This is a genomic window from Micromonospora chokoriensis (assembly GCF_000718555.1).
GTDB lineage: Bacteria > Actinomycetota > Actinomycetes > Mycobacteriales > Micromonosporaceae > Micromonospora > Micromonospora chokoriensis_B.
The window spans coordinates 227,424-252,387 of record NZ_JOAN01000006.1; the positions used below are offsets into that span (position 1 = coordinate 227,424).

Annotated in this window: 25 protein-coding genes; 17 read left to right on the forward strand and 8 right to left on the reverse strand. The window is 70.9% G+C overall.

Annotation, left to right across the window (positions count from 1 at the left end; genetic code table 11):
- The first annotated feature begins 82 nt into the window (after positions 1-82).
- Positions 83-667: a YbjN domain-containing protein gene (locus tag IF46_RS0111115; RefSeq protein ID WP_030488234.1), complete on the forward strand. Its 585-nt coding sequence runs from the start codon at positions 83-85 to the stop codon at positions 665-667.
- A 21-nt stretch (positions 668-688) separates the two neighbouring features.
- On the opposite strand, the gene IF46_RS0111120 is transcribed toward IF46_RS0111115, so the two are convergent.
- From IF46_RS0111120 to IF46_RS34355, 4 genes are all read right to left on the reverse strand, one after another.
- Positions 689-1,117, reverse strand: coding sequence for a globin (locus tag IF46_RS0111120; protein ID WP_030488235.1), 429 nt, complete (start codon positions 1,115-1,117; stop codon positions 689-691).
- A 124-nt stretch (positions 1,118-1,241) separates the two neighbouring features.
- Positions 1,242-2,624 carry an MFS transporter gene (locus IF46_RS0111125; protein ID WP_030488236.1) on the reverse strand — a complete coding sequence of 461 codons (1,383 nt, stop codon included), beginning with the start codon at positions 2,622-2,624 and terminating at the stop codon, positions 1,242-1,244.
- A gap of 230 nt (positions 2,625-2,854) precedes the next feature.
- Positions 2,855-3,898, reverse strand: coding sequence for a mechanosensitive ion channel family protein (locus tag IF46_RS0111130; RefSeq protein WP_030488237.1), 1,044 nt, complete (start codon positions 3,896-3,898; stop codon positions 2,855-2,857).
- Between the two features lie 65 nt (positions 3,899-3,963).
- Positions 3,964-4,134: a hypothetical protein gene (locus tag IF46_RS34355; protein WP_157562895.1), complete on the reverse strand. Its 171-nt coding sequence runs from the start codon at positions 4,132-4,134 to the stop codon at positions 3,964-3,966.
- 560 nt (positions 4,135-4,694) lie between these two features.
- On the opposite strand from IF46_RS34355, the gene IF46_RS32465 reads away from it, so the two are divergent.
- Complete coding sequence (locus tag IF46_RS32465; protein ID WP_084597867.1) at positions 4,695-5,759, forward strand: restriction endonuclease; 1,065 nt, start codon at positions 4,695-4,697, stop codon at positions 5,757-5,759.
- A gap of 741 nt (positions 5,760-6,500) precedes the next feature.
- Positions 6,501-7,037, forward strand: a complete 537-nt coding sequence (locus IF46_RS0111150) for an HNH endonuclease (protein ID WP_030488239.1) — start codon at positions 6,501-6,503, stop codon at positions 7,035-7,037.
- Positions 7,038-7,146: 109 nt separating this feature from the next.
- On the opposite strand, the gene IF46_RS0111155 is transcribed toward IF46_RS0111150, so the two are convergent.
- The 3 genes from IF46_RS0111155 to IF46_RS0111165 all read right to left on the reverse strand — a co-directional run bounded on the left by IF46_RS0111155 (position 7,147) and on the right by IF46_RS0111165 (position 9,064).
- Positions 7,147-7,920, reverse strand: coding sequence for a class F sortase (locus IF46_RS0111155; RefSeq protein WP_030488240.1), 774 nt, complete (start codon positions 7,918-7,920; stop codon positions 7,147-7,149).
- Positions 7,921-7,995: 75 nt separating this feature from the next.
- Positions 7,996-8,520 carry a hypothetical protein gene (locus IF46_RS0111160; RefSeq protein WP_030488241.1) on the reverse strand — a complete coding sequence of 175 codons (525 nt, stop codon included), beginning with the start codon at positions 8,518-8,520 and terminating at the stop codon, positions 7,996-7,998.
- A gap of 97 nt (positions 8,521-8,617) precedes the next feature.
- On the reverse strand, positions 8,618-9,064 hold the full coding sequence (locus IF46_RS0111165; protein WP_030488242.1) for an Lrp/AsnC family transcriptional regulator: 447 nt from the start codon (positions 9,062-9,064) through the stop codon (positions 8,618-8,620).
- 145 nt (positions 9,065-9,209) lie between these two features.
- On the opposite strand from IF46_RS0111165, the gene IF46_RS0111170 reads away from it, so the two are divergent.
- The 14 genes from IF46_RS0111170 (at position 9,210) to IF46_RS0111235 (ending at position 22,114) form a co-directional block, all read left to right on the forward strand.
- Entirely contained in the window at positions 9,210-10,115 is a 906-nt protein-coding gene (locus IF46_RS0111170; protein ID WP_420063557.1) for a tryptophan 2,3-dioxygenase, read from the forward strand.
- A gap of 19 nt (positions 10,116-10,134) precedes the next feature.
- The gene (kynU, locus tag IF46_RS0111175) at positions 10,135-11,445 is read left to right on the forward strand and encodes a kynureninase (protein WP_051723838.1); all 1,311 of its coding nucleotides are present in this window, start codon (positions 10,135-10,137) and stop codon (positions 11,443-11,445) included.
- Positions 11,442-12,779: an FAD-dependent oxidoreductase gene (locus tag IF46_RS0111180; protein ID WP_030488245.1), complete on the forward strand. Its 1,338-nt coding sequence runs from the start codon at positions 11,442-11,444 to the stop codon at positions 12,777-12,779. Before kynU ends, IF46_RS0111180 begins: the two co-directional genes overlap by 4 nt.
- Positions 12,780-12,802: 23 nt before the next feature.
- Positions 12,803-14,284, forward strand: a complete 1,482-nt coding sequence (locus tag IF46_RS0111185) for a 2-hydroxymuconic semialdehyde dehydrogenase (RefSeq protein ID WP_030488246.1) — start codon at positions 12,803-12,805, stop codon at positions 14,282-14,284.
- Positions 14,285-14,304: 20 nt separating this feature from the next.
- Positions 14,305-15,102: a 2-keto-4-pentenoate hydratase gene (locus tag IF46_RS0111190; protein ID WP_030488247.1), complete on the forward strand. Its 798-nt coding sequence runs from the start codon at positions 14,305-14,307 to the stop codon at positions 15,100-15,102.
- Positions 15,099-16,034: an acetaldehyde dehydrogenase (acetylating) gene (locus tag IF46_RS0111195; RefSeq protein WP_030488248.1), complete on the forward strand. Its 936-nt coding sequence runs from the start codon at positions 15,099-15,101 to the stop codon at positions 16,032-16,034. The genes IF46_RS0111190 and IF46_RS0111195 overlap by 4 nt, the downstream gene beginning before the upstream one ends.
- Entirely contained in the window at positions 16,031-17,092 is a 1,062-nt protein-coding gene (gene dmpG / locus IF46_RS0111200; protein WP_030488249.1) for a 4-hydroxy-2-oxovalerate aldolase, read from the forward strand. The genes IF46_RS0111195 and dmpG overlap by 4 nt, the downstream gene beginning before the upstream one ends.
- Entirely contained in the window at positions 17,089-17,862 is a 774-nt protein-coding gene (locus IF46_RS0111205; RefSeq protein ID WP_030488250.1) for a 2-keto-4-pentenoate hydratase, read from the forward strand. Before dmpG ends, IF46_RS0111205 begins: the two co-directional genes overlap by 4 nt.
- On the forward strand, positions 17,859-18,281 hold the full coding sequence (locus IF46_RS0111210; RefSeq protein ID WP_030488251.1) for a RidA family protein: 423 nt from the start codon (positions 17,859-17,861) through the stop codon (positions 18,279-18,281). Before IF46_RS0111205 ends, IF46_RS0111210 begins: the two co-directional genes overlap by 4 nt.
- Positions 18,278-18,802 carry a 3-hydroxyanthranilate 3,4-dioxygenase gene (locus IF46_RS0111215; protein WP_030488252.1) on the forward strand — a complete coding sequence of 175 codons (525 nt, stop codon included), beginning with the start codon at positions 18,278-18,280 and terminating at the stop codon, positions 18,800-18,802. The genes IF46_RS0111210 and IF46_RS0111215 overlap by 4 nt, the downstream gene beginning before the upstream one ends.
- The gene (locus tag IF46_RS0111220) at positions 18,802-19,803 is read left to right on the forward strand and encodes an amidohydrolase family protein (RefSeq protein ID WP_030488253.1); all 1,002 of its coding nucleotides are present in this window, start codon (positions 18,802-18,804) and stop codon (positions 19,801-19,803) included. The genes IF46_RS0111215 and IF46_RS0111220 overlap by 1 nt, the downstream gene beginning before the upstream one ends.
- Positions 19,804-19,884: 81 nt before the next feature.
- Positions 19,885-21,348 carry an amidase gene (locus IF46_RS0111225; protein WP_030488254.1) on the forward strand — a complete coding sequence of 488 codons (1,464 nt, stop codon included), beginning with the start codon at positions 19,885-19,887 and terminating at the stop codon, positions 21,346-21,348.
- Between the two features lie 75 nt (positions 21,349-21,423).
- The gene (locus IF46_RS0111230) at positions 21,424-21,720 is read left to right on the forward strand and encodes a hypothetical protein (RefSeq protein WP_030488255.1); all 297 of its coding nucleotides are present in this window, start codon (positions 21,424-21,426) and stop codon (positions 21,718-21,720) included.
- Positions 21,707-22,114 carry a DUF5130 family protein gene (locus tag IF46_RS0111235; RefSeq protein WP_030488256.1) on the forward strand — a complete coding sequence of 136 codons (408 nt, stop codon included), beginning with the start codon at positions 21,707-21,709 and terminating at the stop codon, positions 22,112-22,114. Before IF46_RS0111230 ends, IF46_RS0111235 begins: the two co-directional genes overlap by 14 nt.
- A gap of 155 nt (positions 22,115-22,269) precedes the next feature.
- On the opposite strand, the gene pepN is transcribed toward IF46_RS0111235, so the two are convergent.
- Entirely contained in the window at positions 22,270-24,819 is a 2,550-nt protein-coding gene (gene pepN, locus IF46_RS0111240) for an aminopeptidase N (RefSeq protein ID WP_030488257.1), read from the reverse strand.
- Positions 24,820-24,964 lie beyond the last annotated feature (145 nt).

Here is a 24,964-nt window from a genome sequence, read left to right on the forward strand (position 1 = left end):
CCCGGCTGTCCGGGTACCGTCCATCCTCGGATCCAACGCACCGTAGGCGGCTGGATCCGCTGGGGAGTGAGGTGCGCGAGCGATGCCGTGGTGGTCATGGCGCCCCGGTCCCGCCGACGGCGGCGATCCGGAAACCCGAAGCGGGATCACAGTCGAGAGTGCGGTCCGGATCGGGCCGCCCAGCCCTCGCCAGCCGGGGGACGACTGCCCTTCCAACGAGCGGCCCGTGCTGACCGAGATGCCCGCCACCGTCGAGCCGGTGAGCTTGCGCAGGGTCTGCGACGCGCTCGACCTGCTCGACGTGCGCTATCTGGCCGATGGCGACGGCAACCTGCTGGCCATGTGGGAGCGGCACGCCGTGCTGGTCACCCTCGAAGGTCCGGAGGACGAGATCCTGGTCATGCGGGCACGTCCGCACGCCACGGTCCCGCCGGACTGGGCCGACCGGGCCTACCGGGTGGTCAACGAGTGGAACCACACCCGCCGGTTCTGCAAGGCGTACATCGGTGACCCGACCGAACGAGGGCAGCTACCGATCTACGCCGAGCTTCAGGTGCCGCTCGGTGCCGGCACTCACGACGCGTTGCTGGTCGAGATGCTCGACTGCGGCGCGGCGGTCGCCACCAGCTTTGTGGACTGGCTGCACGACGAGGGCGCTCTGCTCTGACGCGGGCTGTGGGGCCGGCGGTCAGACGCCGTTGGCCGGGTCGTCCTCGACGTTGACCATGAAGTACGCGGCCCGCTCCAGGTAGTCCCAGAGCGTGCCGGCGATCTCCGGCTCAAGGTCGAGCCGGTCCACGGCGCGGCGCATGTTCCGCAGCCAGGCGTCCCGTTCGGCCGCGCCGATCCGGAACGGCGCGTGCCGCATCCGCAGCCGCGGGTGCCCACGCTGGGCGGAGTACGTGTTCGGCCCGCCCCAGTACTGCATCAGGAAGAGGGTCATCCGGTCTGCGGCCGGGCCCAGGTCTTCCTCGGGGTACATCGGGCGCAGCAGGGGGTCGCTGGCGATGCCGACGTAGAACTCGTCCACCAGCTTGCGGAAGGTGGGTTCGCCGCCGACCGCTTCGAAGAGAGTCATCGACGCACCGGGCCGGTCGGATTCACCTGCGGGGTTCACCGTTCCATCCTGCCAGGTACGCGCCGACCCGACCCGACCCGCACAGCGTGCGTCGGATCACGCCCTGTCGACGCCCCCGAATGCCGGACGCCCGGCCCGCTCCGGTCGGAGTCGGCTCGACCGGTCAGGTGACCGCATGCCGGCGGTCGCCGTTACCGGCATACGGGTCGGCAGTGTCCGCCGCCGTGCCGTCGCTGGCGGGGCCGCCGGGCTCGGCGGCCGGATCGACGTTGGCCGCAGCGGCCGCAGCGATCGCGTCGTCCACCATCTGCTGGTCGGGCCAGCGCAGCGAAGCCACCGCCATGAGAACCACCCCGGCTGCGCTCCAGACCCCGACCACCACCGGAATGGGGAACCGCTCCGCGAGCACACCGGTGACCAGCACTGCGAGGCCCTGGATGACCTGGACACCGGTCGCCATCACACCGAAGGCGCGGGCCCGGAACCCGCTCGGCAGCGCCTGGACGAACAACCCGTTGGCCATCGGCAGCATCCCGGCGACCGCGAATCCGCACAGAGCGGCGAGCAGCGCCACCACCAGCGGCGGCGGGTCGAGTAGCACCGGTACGAGTACCAGCGGGGCGAGCACCGCCAGCGGCCGCATCAGCTTCAGTCGGCGAGCCGGCCCGAACAGGCGGCTCACCAGCAACCCACCGAGGATGAAGCCGACCGGGTTGGCCACCATGATCGCGGCTTGTGCCGTGCCCGCGCTCATCGCGCCGCGGCTCTCGTCGTTGGCCCAGGCCGCGGCCAGCCCCTCGGGAACGATCGAGAAGAGCATCGCGCTGAACACCAGCACCGCGATGGCCCGCAGCACAGGTGTGCGGAACACGATGCCGAACCCCTCACGGGTCTCCCGCAGCAGGTGGCTGCGGTGCGCCGGGTTCATCACCGCCGGGCGGTTGCGAACACCGAGGCGGACCAGCAACGCCGAGATGCCGAACGTGGCCGCGTTGAACAGCAGCGCCACCTCAGGGGCGATCGCCGCGACGGCGGCGCCGAACACGTACCCCACGACCTGGGCCGCCTGCCCGACGCTGCTGTTCAGCGACAGCCCCACCACCAGCCGGTCCCCGGTGAGCAACTGCGGCATCAGCGCGGACTTCGCCGCCTGGCTCGGCGGGTTGGCCAGCGTGGCGGCGAAGATGAGCACCAGCACCGCCTGGTACGGCAGGTTCGGGATGGCGATGAGCAGCATCAGCACCATCCGGATGAGGTCACACGCCACCATCACCCGTCGGTACGGGTACCGCTCCGCGAGTGCGGCGAGCACGGGGCCACCGAGCAGCCAGGGCAGGAAACTGACCGCGAAGGCAGTCGCGGAGAGCGCGACGGACTGGGTCTGCTGGTAGACGAGCAGGGTGACGGCGGCTTTCGCGACATAGTCGCCGACCCAGGACAGCGCACCGGCCACGAACACAGCCCGGAACTCGTGCTGGGCGAACACTTCGCGGAAAGTAGCGGGGCCTTCCGCGGAAGGTCGCTCGTCGGGCACCGTCGCCTCCATCGGCTCCGGCTCGGCCGCTCGTGGCAGCCCGACCGGAAGCTCTCGTCAGATCTAGGGATCAGCGAGGATGAGATCACGCTTGGTGGGAACGCGTGCTCTGGATTCTGCCCGATCGTCTGACAACTAGCTAGGTCGAACGGGCCGTTCGTCGCCTCCCCGACTGAACGAACGGACGATACCTGAGGGGCCGCCCGGCCCGCGACCCCCGAATTGACGGACAGCGTTGCGGGTCAGGTGGCGCCGCCCTGACCAGTCTCGCCCTCGGGCAACGGTCGGGTCGTCAGGCCGGGATAGATCCGGTTGGCCGCGATCTGCGCGGTGATCCCCGAATTCTCCAGCGCCTCCGCGAGGCGTCGACGCAGCTCCCGGCCCACCGCGAACTGCCCGTCCGCGGTCGTCTTCACCACCGTCCGGATGACCGCGCCGTCCACCGTCACCTGCTCGACGCCCAGCACCTCGGGGGCTTCCACGATCTCCGGCGACAGCTCCGGGTCCATGGCGACCGAGGCAGCCGCGGTCCGCAGAACCGCCGTGGCCTCCTCGGTGCTGTTGAAGCCGATCGGCAGGTCCACCACCACGAGGGCCCAGCCCTGACTCTTGTTGCCCACCCGGATGATCTCGCCGTTGCGGATGTACCACAGCACACCGCGACCGTCGCGCACCGTGGTGACGCGCAAGCCGACCGACTCGACCACACCCATCGCCTCGCCCAGGTCGACGTTGTCGCCCACGCCGTACTGATCCTCGATCAGCATGAAGAGGCCGGCGATCAGGTCCTTTACCAGGCTCTGCGCACCGAAGCCCAGCGCGACGCCGGCGATCCCGGCGCTGGCCAGCAGCGGCGCCAGGTCGAAGCTGAACTCGCGCAGGATCATCAGCAGCGCGATGCCGAAGACGAACGCGGTCGTCATGCTGCGCAGCACGGAACCGATCGCCTCGGCCCGCTGCCGTCGCCGCTCGGGCACGAACTCGGCCGGGTCGACCGGGGCGCTGGGCACTCGCTCCCGCAGCGGCCGCAGCATCGTCGGCACCGCACCATCGGTGGTCGTCCGGACCAACCGGTCGATGGTCCGGTGCAGTGCCCAGCGGGCCACCATCGCCAACGCCACGATCAGCAGCACCCGCAGCGGCTTGAGCAGGATCCAGTAGCTGCCCTCGGCGAACCAGGCGGACCCGGTGATCCGGTACAGCCACTCGCAGGAGGTGCTGCCCTGACAGCTCACGGAAACGGCGTCGGACAGGGCTAGGGGCGTCACGCTGGCGGCACTCACCATGTCTTCGTACCGCAAGGGGCCCGAGCGCCCGCCGCCGACCCACCAGCCGGGGGTCTGACGCCCGTTCAGCCGTTCCGCTCGGGCAACTCGGCGAGGAGCCGTTCGTACTCGGCCGGGCTGCCGATCGCAGCCCGGTGTTCCGGGTGATCGACGTAGTGCCCGATCACCGCGGCGAGAAATCCCGCGTCGACGCTGTCCGTGTGCAGCGCCTCCGGCTCCACGGGATGCCACGCCACCGCACCAGTTGGGGTTGCGCGTACGCCATGGGGAGCCAGGCGGGGCGGTCGGCATCCGGGGGGATCCGCGGGGTCGGTAGGGCCGCCCACGGCACGGTGAGCGAGCTGAGTGGGCCGATCTGCCGCACCCCGTGCGGATGGAGCCGCACCCCGTGACCCCGCCACGCCTCGATCGCCAGAAGCACGACCAGCAGGACCATGGGGACGCCGAGACCCACGTCGAACATCGACTCGTCGCCCTGCCTGGCCCGGCGCACCATCGCGCCGATCTGGGCCGACGTGGGGGCGAGGCCCGACCACCAAGACGACGTGCCGGTGGCGCACCATCGAGGCGAAGAGCTTGTCGATCATGCCGGTGACCATGCAAGCCGTCGAACGCTGCGCTGTCCAGCCGATCGGTCGATGCTGACCACCGAAGCGTCGGTCACCTACGAGGACGTAGCCAGGCTGAACGCGGTCGCCTCGGATGGTCAATGCCAGTCGTCAGATCGGCCAGGGTAGGCCGGGCTGTAGCACCCGAGGCTGCTTGCCCAACCCGATCGTCGATCTTGAAGAATTGCATGGTGAGCATCGGAGCGTGGGAGCCCCTGACGGAACCGCCTCGTCAGTCAATCGACAGCTGGGGAAGCGCTGAGTCCAACGCTGCTGCTTGGATGCGATTCTGGGGCTTCCGTGACGCGCGGGTTACGCAAGGCGGCGCCGACGCGGGGGTGGACGTCCGATCGCGCGGCGCGCTTGCACAGGTGAAGTTCGAAGCTGCGCAGGTTGGCCGACCAGTGCTGCAGCGCCTCGTGGGTGCCCGAGGACGAAGCGTGAACCAGGACCTGTTCTTCTTCTCGGGCGTTGGGTTCAGCGCGCAGGCCGTCGAGTACGCGAACGAGATGGACATCCGGTTGTTCAAGTACTCACTGACCGGTGCCATGACGCCGGAGAACCGGAGCGCCCGAGCGTTCCTGCGCACACTTCCCGGGGTTGCCGAACGTGAGGCCGCCGAGCAAGCCCGGGCTGTTGCGGAACGGAACGCCCTGCTACGGGCTGCGGCGCAACGGAAAGCGGTTCAGCGGGCTGCGGTAGAACGGGCCGCTGCGAAGCGACTGGCGGAACAACGAAGTCTTGAAGAGCGTGCTGCCGCTCAGGGGCGGCAGCGGGCCGTCGAAGGAGCGGAGGCCAGGGCTGCTCAGCAACGAGCTGCAACGGAGCGCACGGTAGTGCTTGCACGGTTTGCAGGTGCACTGCGGGCTGCGGAAGCAAAGCGGACGGCCGACGAGGAGGCCGAGAGGCGGCGGCAGCTTCCGGCAATTAGGCGAGTCATGGCCGGACTTGTCCTCTCCTTCGCAACCCTCTGCTCCTGGCTGGCCGGAAGCCCTTCGATCAAGGACGTGGTCCGTGGCGGTGCCGCGCTCTCGTACATCCTGATTTTCTGGGGCCTGTACACAGGGTTGTCGCTGCCGCCGCGCAAGCCGGGTGTAAGGCGATTTTTCATCGGATTGGCGCTCCTCGCGGCGGTTATTTGCTCATGGGCATTCGGCGGTCCAGCCTTTCGGAACCTCATTGCAGGCGACGGCATCACGGCAGCAATCGTGATCTCGATCTTACTGATGGCCTGGGGCATAATTTTGGCCTAATTTTCCGTATATTGCTCATGCTGGACGCGCGGGCGATCGGGAGAGGTTGTTATCGATAGCGCAAGCCGCTCACGGTGGCAGCATGGAAGTAGTGCGACGTCCGCCCGATCATGAGTCGCTAACCCAGCAGCAGTACCCGTCCCACCGATTGCATTGTGCCCTGAGGGCTTCGGCTTTGGTCCACCGGGCAAGGCGTTGGACGTGGCTCGCGTTTCAACCAAACTCAGGTTCGTTGGGCTGTGGGTGAAGATGCGGTGTGGTTCCGGAACCTCGACGAAGGGGCGAGATCTGCTTGCTGACGCGGACCGCCACCAGTTAGCTGGACACGGGCCTGACGGGGGTTCGTCCGAGGTTGCGACAGGCTCAGCGGCCGACCCTGAAGCAAGCAGCGGCGTACAACTCGCGCGAACCGTCCGAGCGGAAGGTCATGATCCACCTGCCGATCACTTCAGCTTGGGTTCGCGGTGGCTGCGTTGCCGACCGCTCCCGCCACGCCCGCCGTCTGGAGTTGCACGCCGAGTACGACCGAGTCCTTGCGTCGCCCGCCGAAGCGTCGATCCGTCCCGATCCGGGTGATCCGCTTACCAGAAGCAAGATTAGTGCGTGCAATCCGGGGTCCGATCAGGGACTATTGGCGCAACGGACGTCGGTGATCGGCCCGACGCCGACAGTGAGGGTCGTCGTGCCCTGCCCTGGTCGGCGGCGGTTCGCAGCAGCCGCTGAACCGGGAGGGTGAGCGCGATGCCTGACATACGACCCACGGTGGGCTCCGGCGCGTTGGTCCTCAACGCCACCTACGAGCCGCTGTGTGTCGTGTCGGTGCGTCGCGCCGCGATCCTCGTCCTCTCCGCCAAGGCTGTCTGCGTCGCCGATGGTGACGGCATCCTGCACAGCGCCCGCGACGCGCTCCCGGTGCCCTCCGTGGTCCGGTTGACGCGCTTCGTCCGGGTGCCGTACCGAACGCATGTCGGGCTGTCCCGGCGGGCGATCTTCGCGCGGGACGGGTGGCGGTGCGCCTACTGCCGGGGCCCGGCCGAGACCATCGACCATGTGTTCCCGCGCAGCCGGGGTGGCCGGCACGCCTGGGAGAACGTGGTCGCCGCGTGCGCCCGGTGCAACCACACCAAGGGTGACAAGACCCCGGCGGAGATGGGCTGGCGGTTACACGCGCTGCCGGCCCCACCGAAGGGCACCGCCTGGCGGGTGCTCGGGCATCGTGCCCCCGACCCGCGTTGGGCGGACTGGCTCGACCTGCGGGAGCCCGAAGCCGCCGCCTGATTCCTAGAGCGAGGCGGTGCGCCCGCTGATCCGATGGCTCTCCAAGGCCGCAGGATTTCCGGTGGCAAGCCCTGGCCAGGACTGACCTGTAGCCCCGGTCTGCCTGCCCTCAACCGTCACGCGCCTTGACCAGCGAGGCGAAGACCACCACGTTGTCCGCGTAGCCGGTCTCGCCGCCGACCCACTTGCCGCCGCAGGTGATCAGTCGGAGGCTCGGGCGGCTGAAGTCGCCGTACACCTCGTCGACCGGCAGTTGGCCCTTGTCGAACTTCTCCACCGAGTTCACCTCGAAGACCGCCACGCTCCGGTCGGTGCGGGTGACCTCGACCTGGTCACCCGGGCGCAGCTCGCGGAGTTTGTGGAAGACCGCCGGTCCGCTGGTGGTGTCGACGTGCCCGACGATCACGGCCGGGCCGTACTGGCCGGGGGTGGGCCCCTGGTCGTACCAGCCGGCCTCCTGGGCGCGGGCCGCGTCCGGTACGGCGATCGTGCCGTCCGAGGCGATGCCCACGTCGTGTACGGGCGCCCGCACGTCGATCTTCTCGATGGCGAGGCTGGTCGGAGGGCTGGCCGGCAGCACCGGGAACTTCTTCGGCGGCGGTCGCAGGCCAGCGCTGAGTTGGTCCGGCAGCAGTCTCATGCCGGTCACCTGCTCGACGCCGAGCAGCGCCACGATCAGCACCATCAGCGCGGCGATGGCCAACACCGGCAGCCCTGGGCTCGTACCGAAGCGGTGTCGGGCGGTCGACGACCCGGTGGGACGCCTCGGTGGCAGCGGGCGGGTGGCCGGATCGGTGGTCGCGACGCTGGCCGAAACGGCCTGCCCGGCGACCCGCCGCAGCCGCCGGGAGGCGCGGGCGACCAGCCGGCCGGACGCGCGCAGCGTCGGCCCGGCCCGGAAGCGGGCGCGGCGATCCGGCCGCGCCCGCGGGGATCTGCGGGTCATGGGTCATCCGGCTCAGGAGCCGGCCCCCGGTCGACGTCGGCCGCCGGCCATTCCCAGCACGATCGCGGTGGCCACCAGCGCCACGCCACCGAGCACCAGTAGCGAGCCGGCGCCGCGACCGCCGGCCATTCCGCCACCCCCGGTCGCCGGCCCCTTGCTGGGTGAGGCCATGTTCAACACGGTAAGCGTGGTCGACGAGGTCTCGCCGTTCTCGCAGCGCAGCTCGACCGGGTATTCACCGGCCGGCTTGTCCCGCGCAATGGTGACCCGCGCGGTCAGGAAGCCCTTGTCCGGCTTCAGGGTCTCGTGCCCGAACGCCTCGGAGTGCACGCTGGACTGCCGGTCGTTGTTGTCGTTGTCGCAGCTCGCCTTGATGTTGACCCGACTGCCGGCCTGGGCGCTGCTCGGTGTCACCTCGACGAAGACGTTCTCGCCGGCCTGCGCGGGTGCGACGGACAACAGGACGAACGCCCCGACGAGCCCCACAAGTGTCAGTACGGCCGAGAGCGCGCGGTTGATCGTGCGGATTCCCTGCATGATTTCCCCCCAACCGGCGACGACCGCCGGAACCCTCCCCTGGGCACGCGCGCTGCTTTCCCGCTGGCGCGGGAGCAAACCCGCAGGGTGGCAGGGGTCAGCGCGGGCGGGGGAGGGGGGTGATGGGCTGCCAGTTCAGCGGGGAGGAGAGGACCATCGTGCTCGACGGCTGGCCGTACGGGGCGAGCCGGTCGATGACCCCCTCGAACGCGCCGATCGAGCCGGCCGCCACCTTCAGCACGCTGCACGCGTCCCCGGTGATGCGGTGGATCTCCAGGATCTCCGGCCAGCCGGCCACCGCCGGGTCGTGCAGGATGCAGCGCGCGCCGTAGCAGGACATTCGGATCAGCGCGATCACGGTACGGCCGGCGCGGCTCAGGTCGACATGGGCGTGGTAGCCGGTGATGACCCCGGTCTCCTCAAGCCTGCGGACCCGCTCCGCGACGGACGGGGGCGACAGGTGCACCCGCCGGGACAACTCGCTGAAGGAGAGCCGCGCGTCGGCCTGCAACTCGCGCAGCAGCGCCCAGTCCATGTCGTCCACGCTCAGACCTTACTTTCGTGAACCAACTTCGCCTAGTTGCCTTTGGTTCGCCAGGAGAAGGCGGCGAGAGCCGTTGATTCGGCATTCCGCAGGCCGATCCGACCGCGAGATCATGACGTCGGCTAGTCCGGGGAGGGAGAACGAGATGGTGGATCAGACGCAGCGGTGGGCGCCGAACCGCCGCGCCGCGGTGCGACCGGTGACTCCCGGGCAGCGTGCGGCACAGGCGGAGCGCACCGGTGGCGAGCCGACGCTGGAGTTCGCCGACAGGGTGCCGTACGACGCGTACGTGCAGGCCAGCGCCCTGCACAAGATGCAGCACCCACTCAGCAGCGACCCGGGCGAGATGTCCTTCCTGATGGTCAGCCAGATCATGGAGCTGTACTTCGGGTTGACCTGCCACGAGCTGCGGGAGACTCAGCGGCTGATCCGCGCCGACCAGATCTGGGCGGCGCTGGCCCCGCTGGGCCGAGCCAAGCTGCACCTGGAAGGGCTCAACGCCGCCTGGCATGGCCTGCGCTGGATGAGCCCGGCCGACTTCAACCGGTTCCGCAACCTGCTCGGCGAAGCCTCCGGCTTCCAGTCGGCGATGTACCGGCAGTTGGAGTTCCTGCTCGGGTTGCGCGACCCGATGTTGATCCGCCCGTTCCGCCGGCAGCCCGAGGTGCACGCCGAGCTGAGCGCCGCGCTGACCACCCCGAGCCTCTGGGACGACGTCCTCGCCCTGCTCGCCCGCAACGGCTTCGACCTCCCCGCCGACCTGCTCGACCGGGACCTGGCCGCCGAGCACGAGCCGCAGCCGTTGGTCGAGGCGGCCTGGGTACGGATCTACGACGACCTGAGCCCGGACAACCACCTGCGGCTGCTCGGCGAGGCGCTGAGCGCGGTCGCCGAGGAGTTCGGTGACTGGCGCTGGAACCACGTCAAGGCGGTGCAGCGGACGATGGGTGCCAAGGTCGGCAGCGGCGGCTCCGCCGGCCTGGCGTGGTTGCAGCGCAGCATGGCCCGGGTGGTCTTCCCGGAGCTGTGGTCGGCCCGCACCGCGATGTGACCGGAGAGCGAGAAGAAGCATGACGAACCCAGAAGCTGAGCTGCTGGGCTTCGCCGCTGGCGAAGCGCAGGCGCACCGCCTCGACGAGGCCGACCCCGGCCACCGGCACCTGTTCCACGTGCCACCGGCCGACGGCGGCGACCACCCCGAGTCGGCGTACCTGGCCGGCAACTCGCTCGGCCTGCAGCCTCGGGCCACCCGTGACGAACTCCTGGCGGACCTGGACGCCTGGGGGCGGCTCGGCGTGGAGGGGCACCTGGAGGCGGAGCGCGCCTGGCTGCCGTACCACGAGTTGTTGACCGCGCCGGCCGCGCGACTGGTCGGCGCCCGGCCCGCGGAGACCGTGGTGATGAACTCGCTCACGGTCAACCTGCACCTGCTGATGGTGAGTTTCTACCGCCCGGCCGGCGCGCGCACCCGCATCGTCATCGAGGACGCCGCGTTCCCCTCGGACAGCTACGCCGTGCGCAGCCAGGCCCGGTTCCACGGCCTGGACCCGGACGACACAGTGGTCCGGCTGCGGCCGCGCGCGGGTGAGGACGCCCTGCGCACCGAGGACGTGACCGACTACCTGGCCGCCGAGGGCGACCGGGTGGCGTTGCTGCTGCTCGGCGGGGTCAACTACCTCACCGGCGAGTTGCTGGACATCCCGGCGATCACGGCCGCAGGGCGGGCCGCCGGCGCGGTGGTCGGTTGGGACCTGGCGCACGCGGTCGGCAACGTGCCGCTGGCCCTGCACGACTGGGATGTCGACTTCGCCGCGTGGTGCTCCTACAAGTACCTGAACTCCGGCCCGGGTGCCCTGGCCGGTGTCTTCGTGCACGAGCGGCACCTCGGCGATGAGAGCCTGCCTCGCTTCGAGGGGTGGTGGAGCACCGCGGCGGCGACCCGGTTCGAGATGACGCCGGTGTCCCGGCCACCAGCCACGGTGGAGGCCTGGCAGATCTCCAACCCGCCGATCTTCGCGATGGGCCCGGTGCGTACCTCGCTGGAGCTGTTCGACGCCGTCGGGATGACCGCGCTGCGGGCCCGCAGCCAGCGCCTCACCGGCTGGCTGGAGTCACTGCTCGACGAGGTCGTCGCGGACCGGCCGCTGCGCGTGGTCACCCCGCGCGACCCGGCCCGGCGAGGCTGCCAGCTCTCCGTGCGGATCGGTGCCGGCAGCGCCGCCGAGCTGACCAAACGCCTTCGGTACGAACACGGCGTCATCGCCGACGCCCGCGAACCGGACGTCGTCCGCTTCGCCCCGGTGCCGCTCTACTCCACGTACCTGGACTGCTGGCGGGCCGCGGCGGCGCTCGCCGCGACCGTCGGTCAGGTGACCCGGTGACCGCGCGGCGCGACGAGATCGCGATCATCGGTGCGGGGCTGGCCGGCTGTCTGGCCGCCTGTTTCCTGGCTCGGCGCGGCTACCCGGTGGCCCTCTACGAGCGCCGGTCCGACCCGCGGGCCGGCACCGCTGAGCGAGGTCGCTCGATCAACCTGGCGCTCTCCGAGCGTGGCCTGGACGCGTTGCGCCGGATCGGGCTGGCCGAGCAGGTGATGACCGACGCGCTGCCGATGCGCGGCCGGATGATCCACCCGGTCGAGGGCGAGCAGCAGTTCCAGTCGTACAGCGCGGCCGGCGACCGGGCGATCAACTCGATCAGCCGGGGTGCGCTCAACAACGCCCTGCTGGACGAGGCTGCCGCGTTGCCCGGGGTGCGGGTCGTCTTCGACCACCGGCTGGTCGGGCTCGACCCGACCGACGGCGCGCTGAGCTTCGAGACTCCGCAGGGCCCGGTCGCGGCCAAGGCGTCGGTCGTGCTGGGCGCCGACGGCGCCGGCTCCGCGGTGCGCGGGCAACTGCTGGCGTACGGGCTGCTGGACGAGAGCGTGGACTTCCTCGACTACGGCTACAAGGAGCTGACGATTCAGCCGCTGGGCGGGGACTTCGCCCTGGATCCGGACGCGCTGCACATCTGGCCGCGCGGCACCTCGATGATGATCGCGTTGCCGAACCCGGACCGCTCCTTCACCTGCACGCTGTTCTGGCCCAACGACGGTGCCGGCAGCTTCGCCTCGCTGACCAGCCCGGCGGAGATCGAACGGCACTTCACCGAGCACTACCCGGACGTGGTGCCGCTGGCCCCGAACCTGGTCGACGACTACCAGCACAACCCGGTCGGCGTGCTCGGGACGGTGCGCTGCACCCCCTGGCAGGTCAACGGGAAGGTCGGCCTGCTCGGCGACGCGGCGCACGCCATCGTGCCGTTCTACGGCCAGGGCGCCAACTGCGCCTTCGAGGACGTGGTCGAGTTGGACCGTTGCCTGGACGAGTGCGCCGACGACTGGATGGCGGCGCTGCCGCTGTTCCAGCGCCGCCGACAGGAGAACGCCGAGGCCATCGCGACGATGGCGCTTACCAACTTCGTGGAGATGCGGGACAAGGTCGCCTCCCCGATCTTCCAGACCCGGCGGCGGGTGGAGCACGCACTGGAACGCGCACTGCCCGGCCGGTACGTTTCGCAGTACGAGCTGGTGTCGTTCTCCACCACTCCGTACGCCCAGGTGCGTCGCCGGGTCCGCCGACAGCACCGGGTGCTCGGGGCGGTCGTCGGTGGGGCCGCGCTGCTGCTGGTCGGCGCGATCGGCGCGGCACTGAGCCGAGGGAGGCGCGGATGACCGGCAACTGGGATCCCCGACTGATGACCGGCCACGCGCCGGCTGGGCCGCAACTGTTGCGCAACTTCGTCGCCGGTGAGTTCGTCGACGGTGGGTCGACGTTCACCAAGGCCAGCCCGGTCACCGGGGAGCAGGTCTTCGAGGTGGTCGAGGCGTCGCGGTCCACGGTGGACGACGCGGTCGCCGCCGCCCGGGCGGCGCTGCGGGGGCCGTGGGGCCGAATGGGCGAGCGCGAGCGCGCCGAGGTGCTGCGCCGGGTCGCCGACGAGTTGGAGCGCCGCTTCGACGACCTGGTCACCGCCGAGGTCGCCGACACCGGCAAGTCCATCTCCCAGGCCCGCACGCTGGACATCCCTCGCGGCGCGGCGAACTTCCGGGCGTTCGCGGAGATCGTGGCGACCGCCCCCACCGAGTCGTTCACGACGGTCACCCCGACCGGCGGCCGGGCGCTCAACTACGCGCTGCGCAAGCCGGTCGGCGTGGTCGCGGTCATCGTGCCGTGGAACCTGCCGCTGCTGCTGCTCACCTGGAAGGTGGCTCCGGCGCTGGCCTGCGGCAACGCCGTCGTGGTCAAGCCCAGCGAGGAGACTCCCGCCTCGGCGACGCTGCTCGCCGAGGTGATGGCCGCCGCTGGCGTACCGGCCGGGGTGTTCAACCTGGTGCACGGGTTCGGGCCGGAGTCGGCGGGCGAGTTCCTCACCCGCCACCCGGGCGTCGACGCGATCACCTTCACCGGCGAGTCGGCCACCGGCGGCGCGATCATGCGGGCCGCCGCCGACGGGGTGAAGGCGGTCAGCTTCGAACTCGGCGGCAAGAACGCCGGCCTGGTCTTCGCCGACGCGGACCTGGATGCGGCGGTGGCCGGCTCGGTGCGGTCCAGCTTTACCAACGGCGGGCAGGTGTGCCTCTGCACCGAGCGCATCTACGTGCAGCGTCCGGTCTTCGAGGAGTTCACCGCCCGGCTGGCGAAGCGGGCCGGCGAGCTGGCGTACGGCTGGCCGACCGACGAGGCCACCGCCACCATGCCGCTGATCTCCCACCAGCATCGGGCGAAGGTGCTCGGCGCGTACGAGCTGGCCCGATCCGAGGGCGCCGAGGTGCTCATCGGCGGCGGCACGCCCACCTTCGGCGACACTCGCGACGGCGGGTCGTACGTGCAGCCGACCGTGCTCACCGGGCTCGGCCCGGACGCCCGCACCAACCGGGAGGAGATCTTCGGCCCGGTGGTGCACGTCGCGCCGTTCGACACCGAGGACGAGGCGTACGCCCTGGCGAACGGCACCGAGTACGGCCTCGCGGCGACCGTGTGGACTCGGGACGTGGGCGTCGCGCACCGGGCCGGCGCCCGGTTGGACGCCGGCATCGTCTGGGTCAACACCTGGTTCCTGCGCGACCTGCGCACCCCGTTCGGTGGGGTGAAGGCGTCCGGCATCGGTCGCGAGGGCGGCGTGCACTCGCTGAACTTCTACTCCGAACTCACTAACGTCTGCGTGGACCTGTCGTGAGCCATAGCGAGGGAGCAGGCATGGAAGCTGACATCGAGGCCGCCAACCGGGAGCTGGCGGACGCCCGCAGCACCGGCAAGCCGTGCGCCCCGCTTCGGGGCCGGTTGCTGCCGGAGGGCGACGTCGAGTCCGCGTACCGGGTGCAGCAGCTCCAGGCGCGGGCCTGGCAGGGCCGTGGCGAACGCCGGGTCGGCGCGAAGATCGGGCTGACCTCCCGGGCCGTGCAGGAGGCCTTCGGGGTGTTCCAGCCAGACTTCGGCATGCTGACCGACGCCATGGCGGTCGGCGATGGGGTGGAGGTGCCCATCGACCGGCTGCTCCAGCCGCGGGTCGAGGCGGAGATCGCCTTCGTGCTCGACAAGGACCTGCCGAACCCGCAGCTCACGACTGTCGACCTGATCCGCGCGGTCGACCACGTGCTGCCGGCGATCGAGATCGTCGACTCGCGGATCGCCGCCTGGGACATCTCCATCGTGGACACCGTCGCCGACAACGCCTCCAGCGGGCTTTTCGTGCTCGGCACCACGCCGCGCCGGCTCGCCGACGTCGACCTGCGACTGTGCGGAATGGTGCTGGAGCAAGCCGGCGAGCCGGTCTCGGTGGGCGCGGGCGCGGCCTGCCTGGGCAATCCGCTGCACGCCCTGCAGTGGCTGGCCGGCACCCTGGCGCGCGCCGGTGACCCGCTGCGCGCCGGGGACGTGGTGCTCTCCGGGGCGCTCGGCCCGATGGTGCCGGTCACCCCGGGTGCCGCGTACGAGGCCCGGATCTCCGGCCTCGGCTCGGTGCGGACATCCTTCAGCGACAGGGGCGGCGAGTGACCACTAACGTGGCGGTGCTGGGATCGGGAAACATCGGCACCGACCTGATGATCAAGGTGCTGCGGCTGAGTGAGAGTCTGCGGATGGTGGCGATGGCCGGCATCGACCCGGCCTCCGACGGCCTGGCGCGCGCTCGCCGGCTCGGCGTCGCCACCACCGCCGGCGGCGTGGACGGGCTGGTGGCGCTGCCCGAGTTCGCCGACGTCGAGCTGGTCTTCGACGCTACCTCGGCCGGCGCGCACCGACGCCACGACGAGGTGCTGCGCGCGCACGGCCGCACGGTGGTCGACCTGACCCCGGCCGCGCTTGGCCCGTACGTGGTGCCACCGGTCAACCTCGACGAGCACCTGCACGAGCCGAACGTCAACATGGTGACCTGCGGTGGGCAGGCGACGGTGCCGATCGTCGCTGCGGTACGCCGGGTCACCCCGGTGGCGTACGGCGAGATCGTCGCCTCGATCGCGTCGAAGTCGGCTGGTCCGGGCACCCGGGCCAACATCGACGAGTTCACCGAGACCACGGCCCGGGCCATCGAGGTGGTCGGCGGGGCCGAGCGGGGCAAAGCGATCATCGTGTTGAACCCGGCGGACCCGCCGCTGCTCATGCGGGACACCGTCTACTGCCTCTGCCCGGACGCCGACGCCGACACCGACGCCATCGCCGCCTCGGTGGCGGAGATGGTGGCGGCCGTGCAGGAGTACGTCCCCGGCTACCGGCTCAAGCAGGACGTGCAGTTCGACCGGGTCGAGGCGTACCTGCCGACGCTCGGGCGGCGACTCACCGCCCTGCAGGTGTCGGTCTTCCTGGAGGTCTCCGGCGCCGGGCACTACCTGCCCGCGTACGCCGGGAACCTGGACATCATGACCTCGGCCGCGCTGCGCACCGCGGAGCGGCTGGTCGCCCTGCGTGCTTCGGAGGTGGCCGCGCCATGACCGACCTGTACATCCAGGACGTGACGCTGCGCGACGGCATGCACGCCATCGCCCATCAGTACACCGTCGAGCAGGTACGTGCCATCGCCGCCGCGCTGGACGCCGCCGGGGTGGCCGCCATCGAGGTGGCGCACGGTGACGGGCTCGCCGGTTCCAGCGTCAACTACGGCCACGGCGCCGCCAGCGACGCCGAGTGGATCTCCGCGGCCGCCGAGGTGCTGACCACGGCGAAGCTGACCACCCTGCTGCTGCCGGGCATCGGCACCATCGCCGACCTGAAGGCCGCGAAGGCGCTCGGGGTGACGAGCGTCCGGATCGCCACCCACTGCACGGAGGCGGACATCTCCGCCCAGCACATCTCCTGGGCCCGGGAGAACGGCATGGACGTGGCCGGGTTCCTGATGATGTCGCACATGAACGACGCGACCGGGCTGGCCGGGCAGGCCAAGCTCATGGAGTCGTACGGGGCGCACTGCGTCTACGTCACCGACTCCGGCGGCCGGCTGTTGATGTCCGACGTGGCGCAGCGGGTCGACGCGTACCGGCAGGTCCTCGCCCCGGAGACGCAGATCGGCATCCACGCCCACCACAACCTGTCGCTCGGGGTGGCCAACAGCGTGCTCGCCGTCGAGCACGGTCGGGTCACCGGCTCCGCGCCGGTCGGCCCCGACGCGGCGCACGGCCGGACCGTCCGCGTCGACGCCTCCCTCGCCGGCATGGGCGCGGGCGCCGGAAACGCCCCGCTGGAGGTCTTCGTCGCGGTCGCCGAGCTGCACGGCTGGAAGCACGGCTGCGACGTGTTCGCGCTGATGGACGCCGCCGACGACATCGTTCGCCCGCTCCAGGACCGGCCGGTCCAGGTGGACCGCGAGACGCTCTCCCTGGGATACGCCGGGGTCTACTCCAGCTTCCTGCGGCACGCCGAACGGGCCTCCACGAAGTACGGAGTAGACGTCCGGTCGATCCTGGTCGAGCTGGGCCGCCGCCGGATGGTCGGTGGCCAGGAGGACATGATCGTGGACGTGGCACTCGACCTGGCCGAAAAGGAGCCCTCATGATCGGCGTGGACATCACCGGGATCGCCGACAAGCTGGGCGCGGCGGCCGACACGGCCACCGCGATCCCGCAACTCGCCGCCGAGATCGGCCTCGACGTGGACACCGCGTACGCCGTGCAGGCCGCGCTGCTGCAACGCCGGCTGAACGCCGGTGAGCGGTTGGTCGGGTTGAAGATGGGGCTGACCAGCAGGGCGAAGATGGCCCAGGTCGGCGTGGACGAGGTGATCTGGGGGCGGCTCACCAACGCGATGCGGGTGCCCGACGGCGGTGCCGTCGACCCGACCGCGTACATCCACCCCCGGGTCGAGCCGGAGGTGGCGTTCCTGCTGGACCGGCTGCCCGAGCCGGGCGAGCCGGTCGGTGACTTCGCCACGGCGGTCCGCGCGGTCGCCCCGGCCATCGAGTTGATCGACTCCCGGTACGCGGACTTCCGCTTCTCGCTGCCGGACGTCATCGCGGACAACACCTCGGCCGCTGCCTTCGTGATCGGGCCGTGGTCGCCGGTGCCGGCGGGGCTGGACAATCTGGGCGTGCTGCTGGAGGTCGACGGCCGGGTGGCGCAGGTCGGCTCGACGGCGGCGATCCTCGGTGATCCGCGCCGGGCCCTCGACGAGGGCATCCGGTTGGCGGGTCGGCACGGGGTGCGGTTGGAGTCGGGCTGGGTCTTCCTTGCCGGTGCCGCTACGGCCGCTGTGCCGCTGCGTCCCGGTGCCCACGTCCGTGCGGTCGTGGAGAAGCTCGGCACGGCGTCACTTCGGGCCTCGTCGTGAGCGCCCGCGTGGTGGCGGGGAAGGCTGTGCCGCGGGGGGCTTTCCCGCACGTCAAGGTGGCGGGTGGGTTCGTCTTTGTTTCCGGTACGTCGTCGCGGCGGCCGGACAACAGCTTCGCCGGTGTCGAGGTGGACGGGTTCGGCACGACCAACCTCGATATCCGGGTGCAGACGCGGGCGGTCATCGAGAACGTGCGGGACCTGCTGCGGTCGGTCGGCGCGGACCTCACCGACCTGGTCCAGGTGAGCACGTATCTGGTCAACATGAACGACTTCGGTGGTTACAACGAGGTGTGGGCCGAGTTCTTCGACGCGTCCGGGCCGACCCGTACGACGGTGGCGGTGCACCAGCTGCCGCACCCGCACCTGCTCATCGAGATTCAGGCCGTGGCCCTTCTTCCCTCGGGAGGTCAGTCGTGAGTGAGATCGCCGAGCCGTTCAGCTTTCCGGGCTGGATCGCGGACAACCAGCATTTGTTGAAGCCTCCGGTGGGCAACAAGGAGATGTTCCCCGGCGGGGACGACTTCATCGTGATGGTGGTGGGTGGCCCCAACCAGCGCACCGACTTCCACGTGGACCCGTACGAGGAGTTCTTCTACCAGGTCAAGGGCAACATGCACATCAACCTGGTCACCCCGGAGGGGCCGCGTACGGTGCACGTGCGTGAGGGTCAGATGTGGATGTTGCCGCGTAACACCCCGCACTCGCCGCAGCGGCCGGAGGCCGGGTCGATCGGCGTGGTCGTCGAGCGCGTCCGCGAGGAGGGCACGCTGGAGACGTTCCAGTGGTACTGCCCCGAGTGCGGCAGCAAGGTGCACGAGGTGGAGTTGCAGGTGCGCGACATCGCCGCCGACCTACCCCCGGTGTTCCAGGCGTTCTACGCCGACGAGGCGGCGCGCACCTGCGCGAACTGCGGCACCCTGCACCCGGGCAAGGGCTGATGCGCGCAGGTGTTGTCGACGTGCACACGCACGTCGTACCCAAGGGTTGGCCGGACCTCGGTGCGGCGTGCGGCGGGTCCGGTTGGCCGTGGTTGCGGGTCGACTCCGAGCGGGCCGCCATGATCATGGTGGGGGAGTCGGAGTTCCGCCCGGTCGGCGCCGAGTGCTGGGACGCGTCGCGCCGACTGGCCGACATGGACGCCGACGGCGTGGCCGTGCAGGTGGTTTCGCCCACGCCGGTCTTCTTCAGCTACGACCGCCCGGCCGACCAGGCGGTGAAGGTCGCCCGGATCTTCAACGACCTGACCCTGGAGGTCACCGCCGCCGGCGGTGACCGGCTGGTGCCGTTCTGCCAGGTGCCGCTCCAGGACCCGGACGCCGCCTGCGCCGAGTTGGATCGCAGCCTCGCCGCCGGGCACGTGGGCGTGGAGATCGGCAACCACGTCGGCGACCGGGACCTGGACGACGCTGGCGTGGTCACCTTCCTCCAGCACTGTGCCGAGGTGGGCGCACCCGTCTTCGTCCACCCGTGGGACATGCCGGGTGGGCCGCGACTGGACCGCTGGATGGCCCGTTGGCTCACCGGGATGCCCGCCGAGACGCACCTGTCGGTGCTGGCGATGATCCTCGGCGGCGTCTTCGACCGGGTGCCCGAGACGCTGCGGATCTGCTTCGCGCACGGTGGCGGCAGCTTCCCGTTCTGGCTCGGCCGTGCCGACAATGCCTGGCACCGCCGTGGCGACCTGGTCCGGGGTGCGTCCGCCGGCCCGCCCAGCAGCTACCTCGACCGGTTCAGCGTCGACTCGGTGGTCTTCGCGCCGCCTGCGCTGCGGCTGCTGGTCGACACGCTGGGGGAGGACCGGGTGCTGGTCGGCAGCGACTACCCGTACCCGCTGGGCGAACGGCCGGCCGGCGCGGTGGTCCACGCGGCCGACTTCCTCACCGACGACCAACGCGACAAGCTGCTCTCCCGCAACGCGCTGCGCTTCCTGCACGGCTGAGCCCAGGCGTCCGGTTGGTCCGTTTCCGATCGCCAGCGCGTGTCGGCTGCACGGAGGGCTGACGGCCGGCAGGATGACGGGATGGCCGAGCCGCACGACCTGACCGCGTTGGAGCAGGCCGCCGCGATCACCCGCGGCGAGCTGACCAGCGTCGACCTGGTCGAGCATGCCCTGAGCCGGGTGGCGGCGCTCGGCGACACCGTGGGGGCGTTCGTGACCGTCACGCCGGAGCTCGCCCGGCAGGCCGCACGCGCCGCCGACGCCGTGCCGATCGAGGAGCGCGGCCCACTGCACGGCGTGCCGACCGCGATCAAGGACCTGACCCTCACCGCCGGGGTCCGCACCACCTTCGGTTCGGCCGCCTTCCTCGACTTCGTCCCGCCGGTCGACGCCGACGTGGTCCGGTTCATCAAGGCCGCCGGTCTGGTCAGCCTGGGCAAGACGACCACCTCCGAGCTGGGCTGCTCGCTCTACTCGGAGGGCCGGGTCGCGCCACCGGCCCGCAACCCGTGGCAGCTGGCGTACACGGCGGGTGGGTCCAGCGGCGGCGCGGCGGCGGCGGTCGCGGCCGGGCTGGTCCCGGTCGCCCAGGGCTCCGACGGCGGCGGGTCGCTGCGCATCCCGGCGTCGCTCTGCGGCCTGGTCGGCTACAAGCCCAGCCGCGGTCTCGTCTCCGGCGGGCCGATCGGCTCCGGCGCGTTCGGCCTGCCCACCAGCGGCCCACTCGGGCGGACGGTCACCGACGTCGCCGCGCTGCTCGACGTCATGGCCGTCCCGGTCGCCGGCGAGCCCTACCTGCCGCCGCCCGCGCCGCCCGGCGGCTACCTGGCCGTCGCGCGCCGGGCCGAGCCCGGCCCGCTGCGGATCGGCCGGTTCACCACGCCGATGCTCGCCGACGAGCCGGTGCACGCCGACTGCGTGGCCGCCGTGGACCGGGCCGCCGCGCTGCTCACGGCGGCCGGCCACGAGGTGGTCGAGGTGCCGCCGCCGCTCGGGCCGGCGGCGTGGCCGCTGTTCGAGATCCTCTGGTACGTGCTGGCGCTCAGCCCGGTGCCACCGCAGCGGGAATCGGAGCTGCTGCCGTTGACCCGACTGCTGCGGGCTCGGGGCGCCCAGATCTCCGCCGGCACCCTGGCCGCCACCCTCGGGGAGTTGCAGGCGCAGGTCCGCCTCGGTGCTCGCCGCACCGCTGGCTGCGACCTACTGCTCTGTCCCACCCTGGCCACCCCGCAGGCACCCGTCGGCTGGTTCACCGCCGACGCGGACCCGGCGGCCGACTTCGACCGGCAACGCCGGTTCTCGCCCTACTGCGCCATCTTCAACGTCACCGGCGATCCCTCCGTCTCCCTGCCGCTGGGCACCACGACCGACGGACTGCCCGTCGGGGTGCTGCTCACCGGCCGGTACGGCGACGACGCGCGACTCATCGCGACCGCTGCGCAACTGGAGCACTCGAGTGACGGATGGGATCGGCACCCCGCAATCTGGCGGGCCGTCGACTCCGCTAACGTGAATGGTGACGGAGTCGGGCGGTCGGCAGCATGATCGTCCATCCGACCCGGTTGTTCGAGGTCGTCCTTCTTCCGCCTGGGGGCGTTGGGATTGTCTGTTACCGAGACGTTGCTGGTCTTCGTCGGCATCCCGTTGGCCGCGGTGCTGGTCATCGGCGGCCTGTCGTACGCCGGTAGCCGTGGGGGTGCCACCGGCGGTGGCGGTGGCGCCAAGCGCTACCGGCCAGGCCGGCCCTTCGACTTCACTCCGGTCTGGTTCCTGGGCCGCCCGGAGCAGCTGGCCGACTCGGCCGGCACCGCGCTGACGGCGGGGGCGCAGGCGCCCGCGCTGACCAGCCACAAGCTTGAGCAGGCCAGCGTCGAGGCGCCGGCCGGTGGAACCGGAGGCGCAAGTGACCGTTGGTGAGAAGCAGGCCGGGTCGGACAATCCGCCCGAGGTGCTGGACGGGCCGTTCTCGACCCGCCAGCTGCTGCGCATCGACGAGGCGTTGCGCCTGGCCGACCAGGGCACCGGCCTGGTCTTCTCGGTCTTCGTCGGCGGTCTCGACGAGCCGATCCGTGAGCACGCCCAGCGGCTGCACCGCCAGCTCGCCGACCCCGACAAGTCGGTGTTGATCGCCGTGTCGCCCAACCAGCGTCAGCTGGAGATCGTCACCGGGCGGTACGCCCGCAAGCGCATCCCCGACACGTACGCCAAGCTGGCCGCGCTCTCCATGGCTGGCGCGTTCAGCGGCGGTGACCTGGCCGGCGGCATCATCAACGGTCTCGACCAGCTCGCCAGCCACGCCGGCAAGGGCTGAGCCACACAGACGACTCGCGGGCATGCAAGATCATGCTCGATCCAGGAAATAGGGGCCTCGGCTGCGGCTGAGGCCCCTATTTCCATGTTCGAGCACGGTCTTCAGAAGTGCTGGTCCGGGTCCGGCGAGAACCCGCCGGCCCCGGACCACGCTGCTCAGGCGCTCTCGGCGTCCTTCGCGCGGGCCTTGAGGGCACGCACCACGCCGTCGCGGCCCTCGGCGACCAGCCGACGCAGCGGGCTGGGGTGCCCGTCACCGGCCAGCCACGCGTCGGTGGCCGCCACCGTGTCGTCCTGCACCAGGTAGGTCGGGTACGCCAGCTGGGCGAACTCCTGCGCCGGCTCGCTGTCCCGGGTGGCCCACACCTGAGCGACCGCCGCGAAGTACTTCTCCCGGTAGGGGGCGACGAGCTCCACCTGCGCCGGGTGGGCGAAGCCCTGCAACAGTGCCCGGTGACGCCAGTTGGGCAGCGCGTCCGGGCCGGTGAGCAGGGCCCACACGGCGGCCTTGTTCTCCGCGGTCGGGATCAACGCGTGCGCGTACGCGGCCTCCCGCTCGCCGCTGGCCGTGCGGTCGCCGCTCAGCTCCGCCTCGATCTCGGCGGCACCGGCGGCACCGTTGGCCACCAGCGCGGCGAGGACCGACCAGCGCAGCTCGGTGTCCACGGTCAGCCCGGCCGGGATGCCGGTGCCGTCCAGCCAACCGCGCAGCGTCGCCAGGTCTTCCTCGGAGCGGACCGCCGAGGTGAACGCACGGGCCCAGGCCAACTGGAATCCGCTGCCGGGCTCGGCGGCGGCGAGGGTGTCCCGGGCGGTCCGGGCCAGGTCGGCCCAGCCGGTCGGCGCCCAGGCCGGGTCGGCGTACAGGGTGAGCGCGGTGGTCGCCTGCCGCAGGGTGGCGGTGACCAGGTTGATGTCGGTCTCCGCGGGCAGCCCGCTCAGCGCCAGCGCCACGTAGTCGCGAGCGGAGAGCTCGGCGTCGCGGATCATGTCCCATGCGGCGGTCCAGCAGAGCGCGCGGGCCAACGACGAGTCGAAGCCGCCGATGTGCCGCACCACGGTCGCCATCGAGCGCTCGTCGAGGCGCAGCTTGGTGTAGCTGAGGTCGTCGTCGTTGAGCAGCAGCACGTCGGCCGCCCGGACCCCACGCAGTGGGGCGAGATCGGTCAGCTCGCCGGTCACGTCCACCTCGTACCGCTCACGACGGACCAGCCGACCGTCGGTCAGGTCGTACAGGCCCACGCCGATCCGGTGCGTCCGCAGCGTCGGGTACGCCGCCGGCGCCTCCTGCCGCACCAGCACCTGCTCGTAGGTGCCGTCCGCGCCGATGGTCACCTCGGGCCGCAGCGTGTTGACCTGTGCGGTCTCCAACCACTGCGCGGCGAACTTGCGCAGCTCCCGCCCGGATGCGGCCTCCAGCTCGGTGAGCAGGTCGTCGAAGGTGGCGTTGCCCCAGGCGTGCTTGCCGAAGTAGGCCCGCAGCCCGGCCACGAACGGCTCCTCGCCCACGTACGCGACGAGCTGCTTGAGCACGCTCGCACCCTTGGCGTAGGTGATGCCGTCGAAGTTGACCTCGACGGCCTCCATGTCCGGCATCTCGGTGTAGACCGGGTGGGTGGAGGAGAGCTGGTCCTGCCGGTAGCCCCAGTTCTTCCGGATGGACAGGAACGTCGTCCACGCCTCGGTGAACCGGGTCGCGTTGGTGTTGCACCAGTGGCTGGCCCACTCGGCGAACGACTCGTTCAGCCACAGGTCGTTCCACCAGCGCATGGTGACCAGGTCACCGAACCACATGTGGGCCAGCTCGTGCAGGATCGTGTTGGCCCGCTGCTCGTACTCGAAGTCGGTGACCTGAGAACGGAACAGGTAGTGCGACTCGGCGTGCGTCACGCAGCCGAAGTTCTCCATCGCGCCGGCGTTGAAGTCGGGCACCCAGAGCTGGTCGTACTTCGGCAGCGGGTAGCGCACGCCGAACTTCTCGTGGAAGAAGTCGAAGCCCTGCTTGGTGATCAGGAACAGGTCGTCGGAGTCAAGGTATTGCGCCATCGACGCCCGGCAGAACGCCCCCAGCTCGATGCCGTCGTGGGTGTCGCGCACCTCGTGGTACGGCCCCGCGCACATCGCCGTGATGTACGTGCTCATCCGGGGCGACTCGGTGAAGTGCAGCGTCTTGAGCGCCTCACCCGCCGGCTCCTCCCGCTGCACCGGCATGTTGGACACTGCCCGCCAGTGGGCCGGCACGGTGACGTGCCAGGTGTAGACGCTCTTCAGGTCGGGCTGGTCGAAGCAGGCGAACACCCGCTGCGCATCGGCCGTCTCGAACTGGCTGTAGAGGTACGTCTCGCCGTCCACCGGGTCGACCGTCCGGTGCAGACCCTGACCGCTGTTGGAGTAGCCGAAGTCGGCGTCGACCACCAGGGTGTTGTCGCTGTCCAGCCCGGAGAGGGTCAGGCCCTTCTCGGCCGACCAGTCAGAGAGGTCGACCGGCGCGCCGTTCAGGGTCGCGGATCGCACCGACTCGGCGGCCAGCTCGATGAATGTGCTCGCGCCCGGGTCGGAGCAGCGGAACCGGACCTCGGTCGTCGACCGGAAGGTGCGGCCGTCGGCCGCTAGCACGGCGCTGGACAGGTCCAGACTGATGTCATACCCCGTCACGTTGAGCAGGCGTGCCCGCTCGGTCGCCTCGACCTGCGTCAGGTTGCGCACTCCCGGCACTGTTCGTCTCCATCCCACATGTCGCCGTACGCCCGGCGGCGCCCGTCTGCCTACCGCTCGTGACGGCTGGCCCGATTCGAGTCTTCCATGTACGGGCAGCCCGCGGTGGCCGAGGTCACGCTCTCATTCGGGTGCC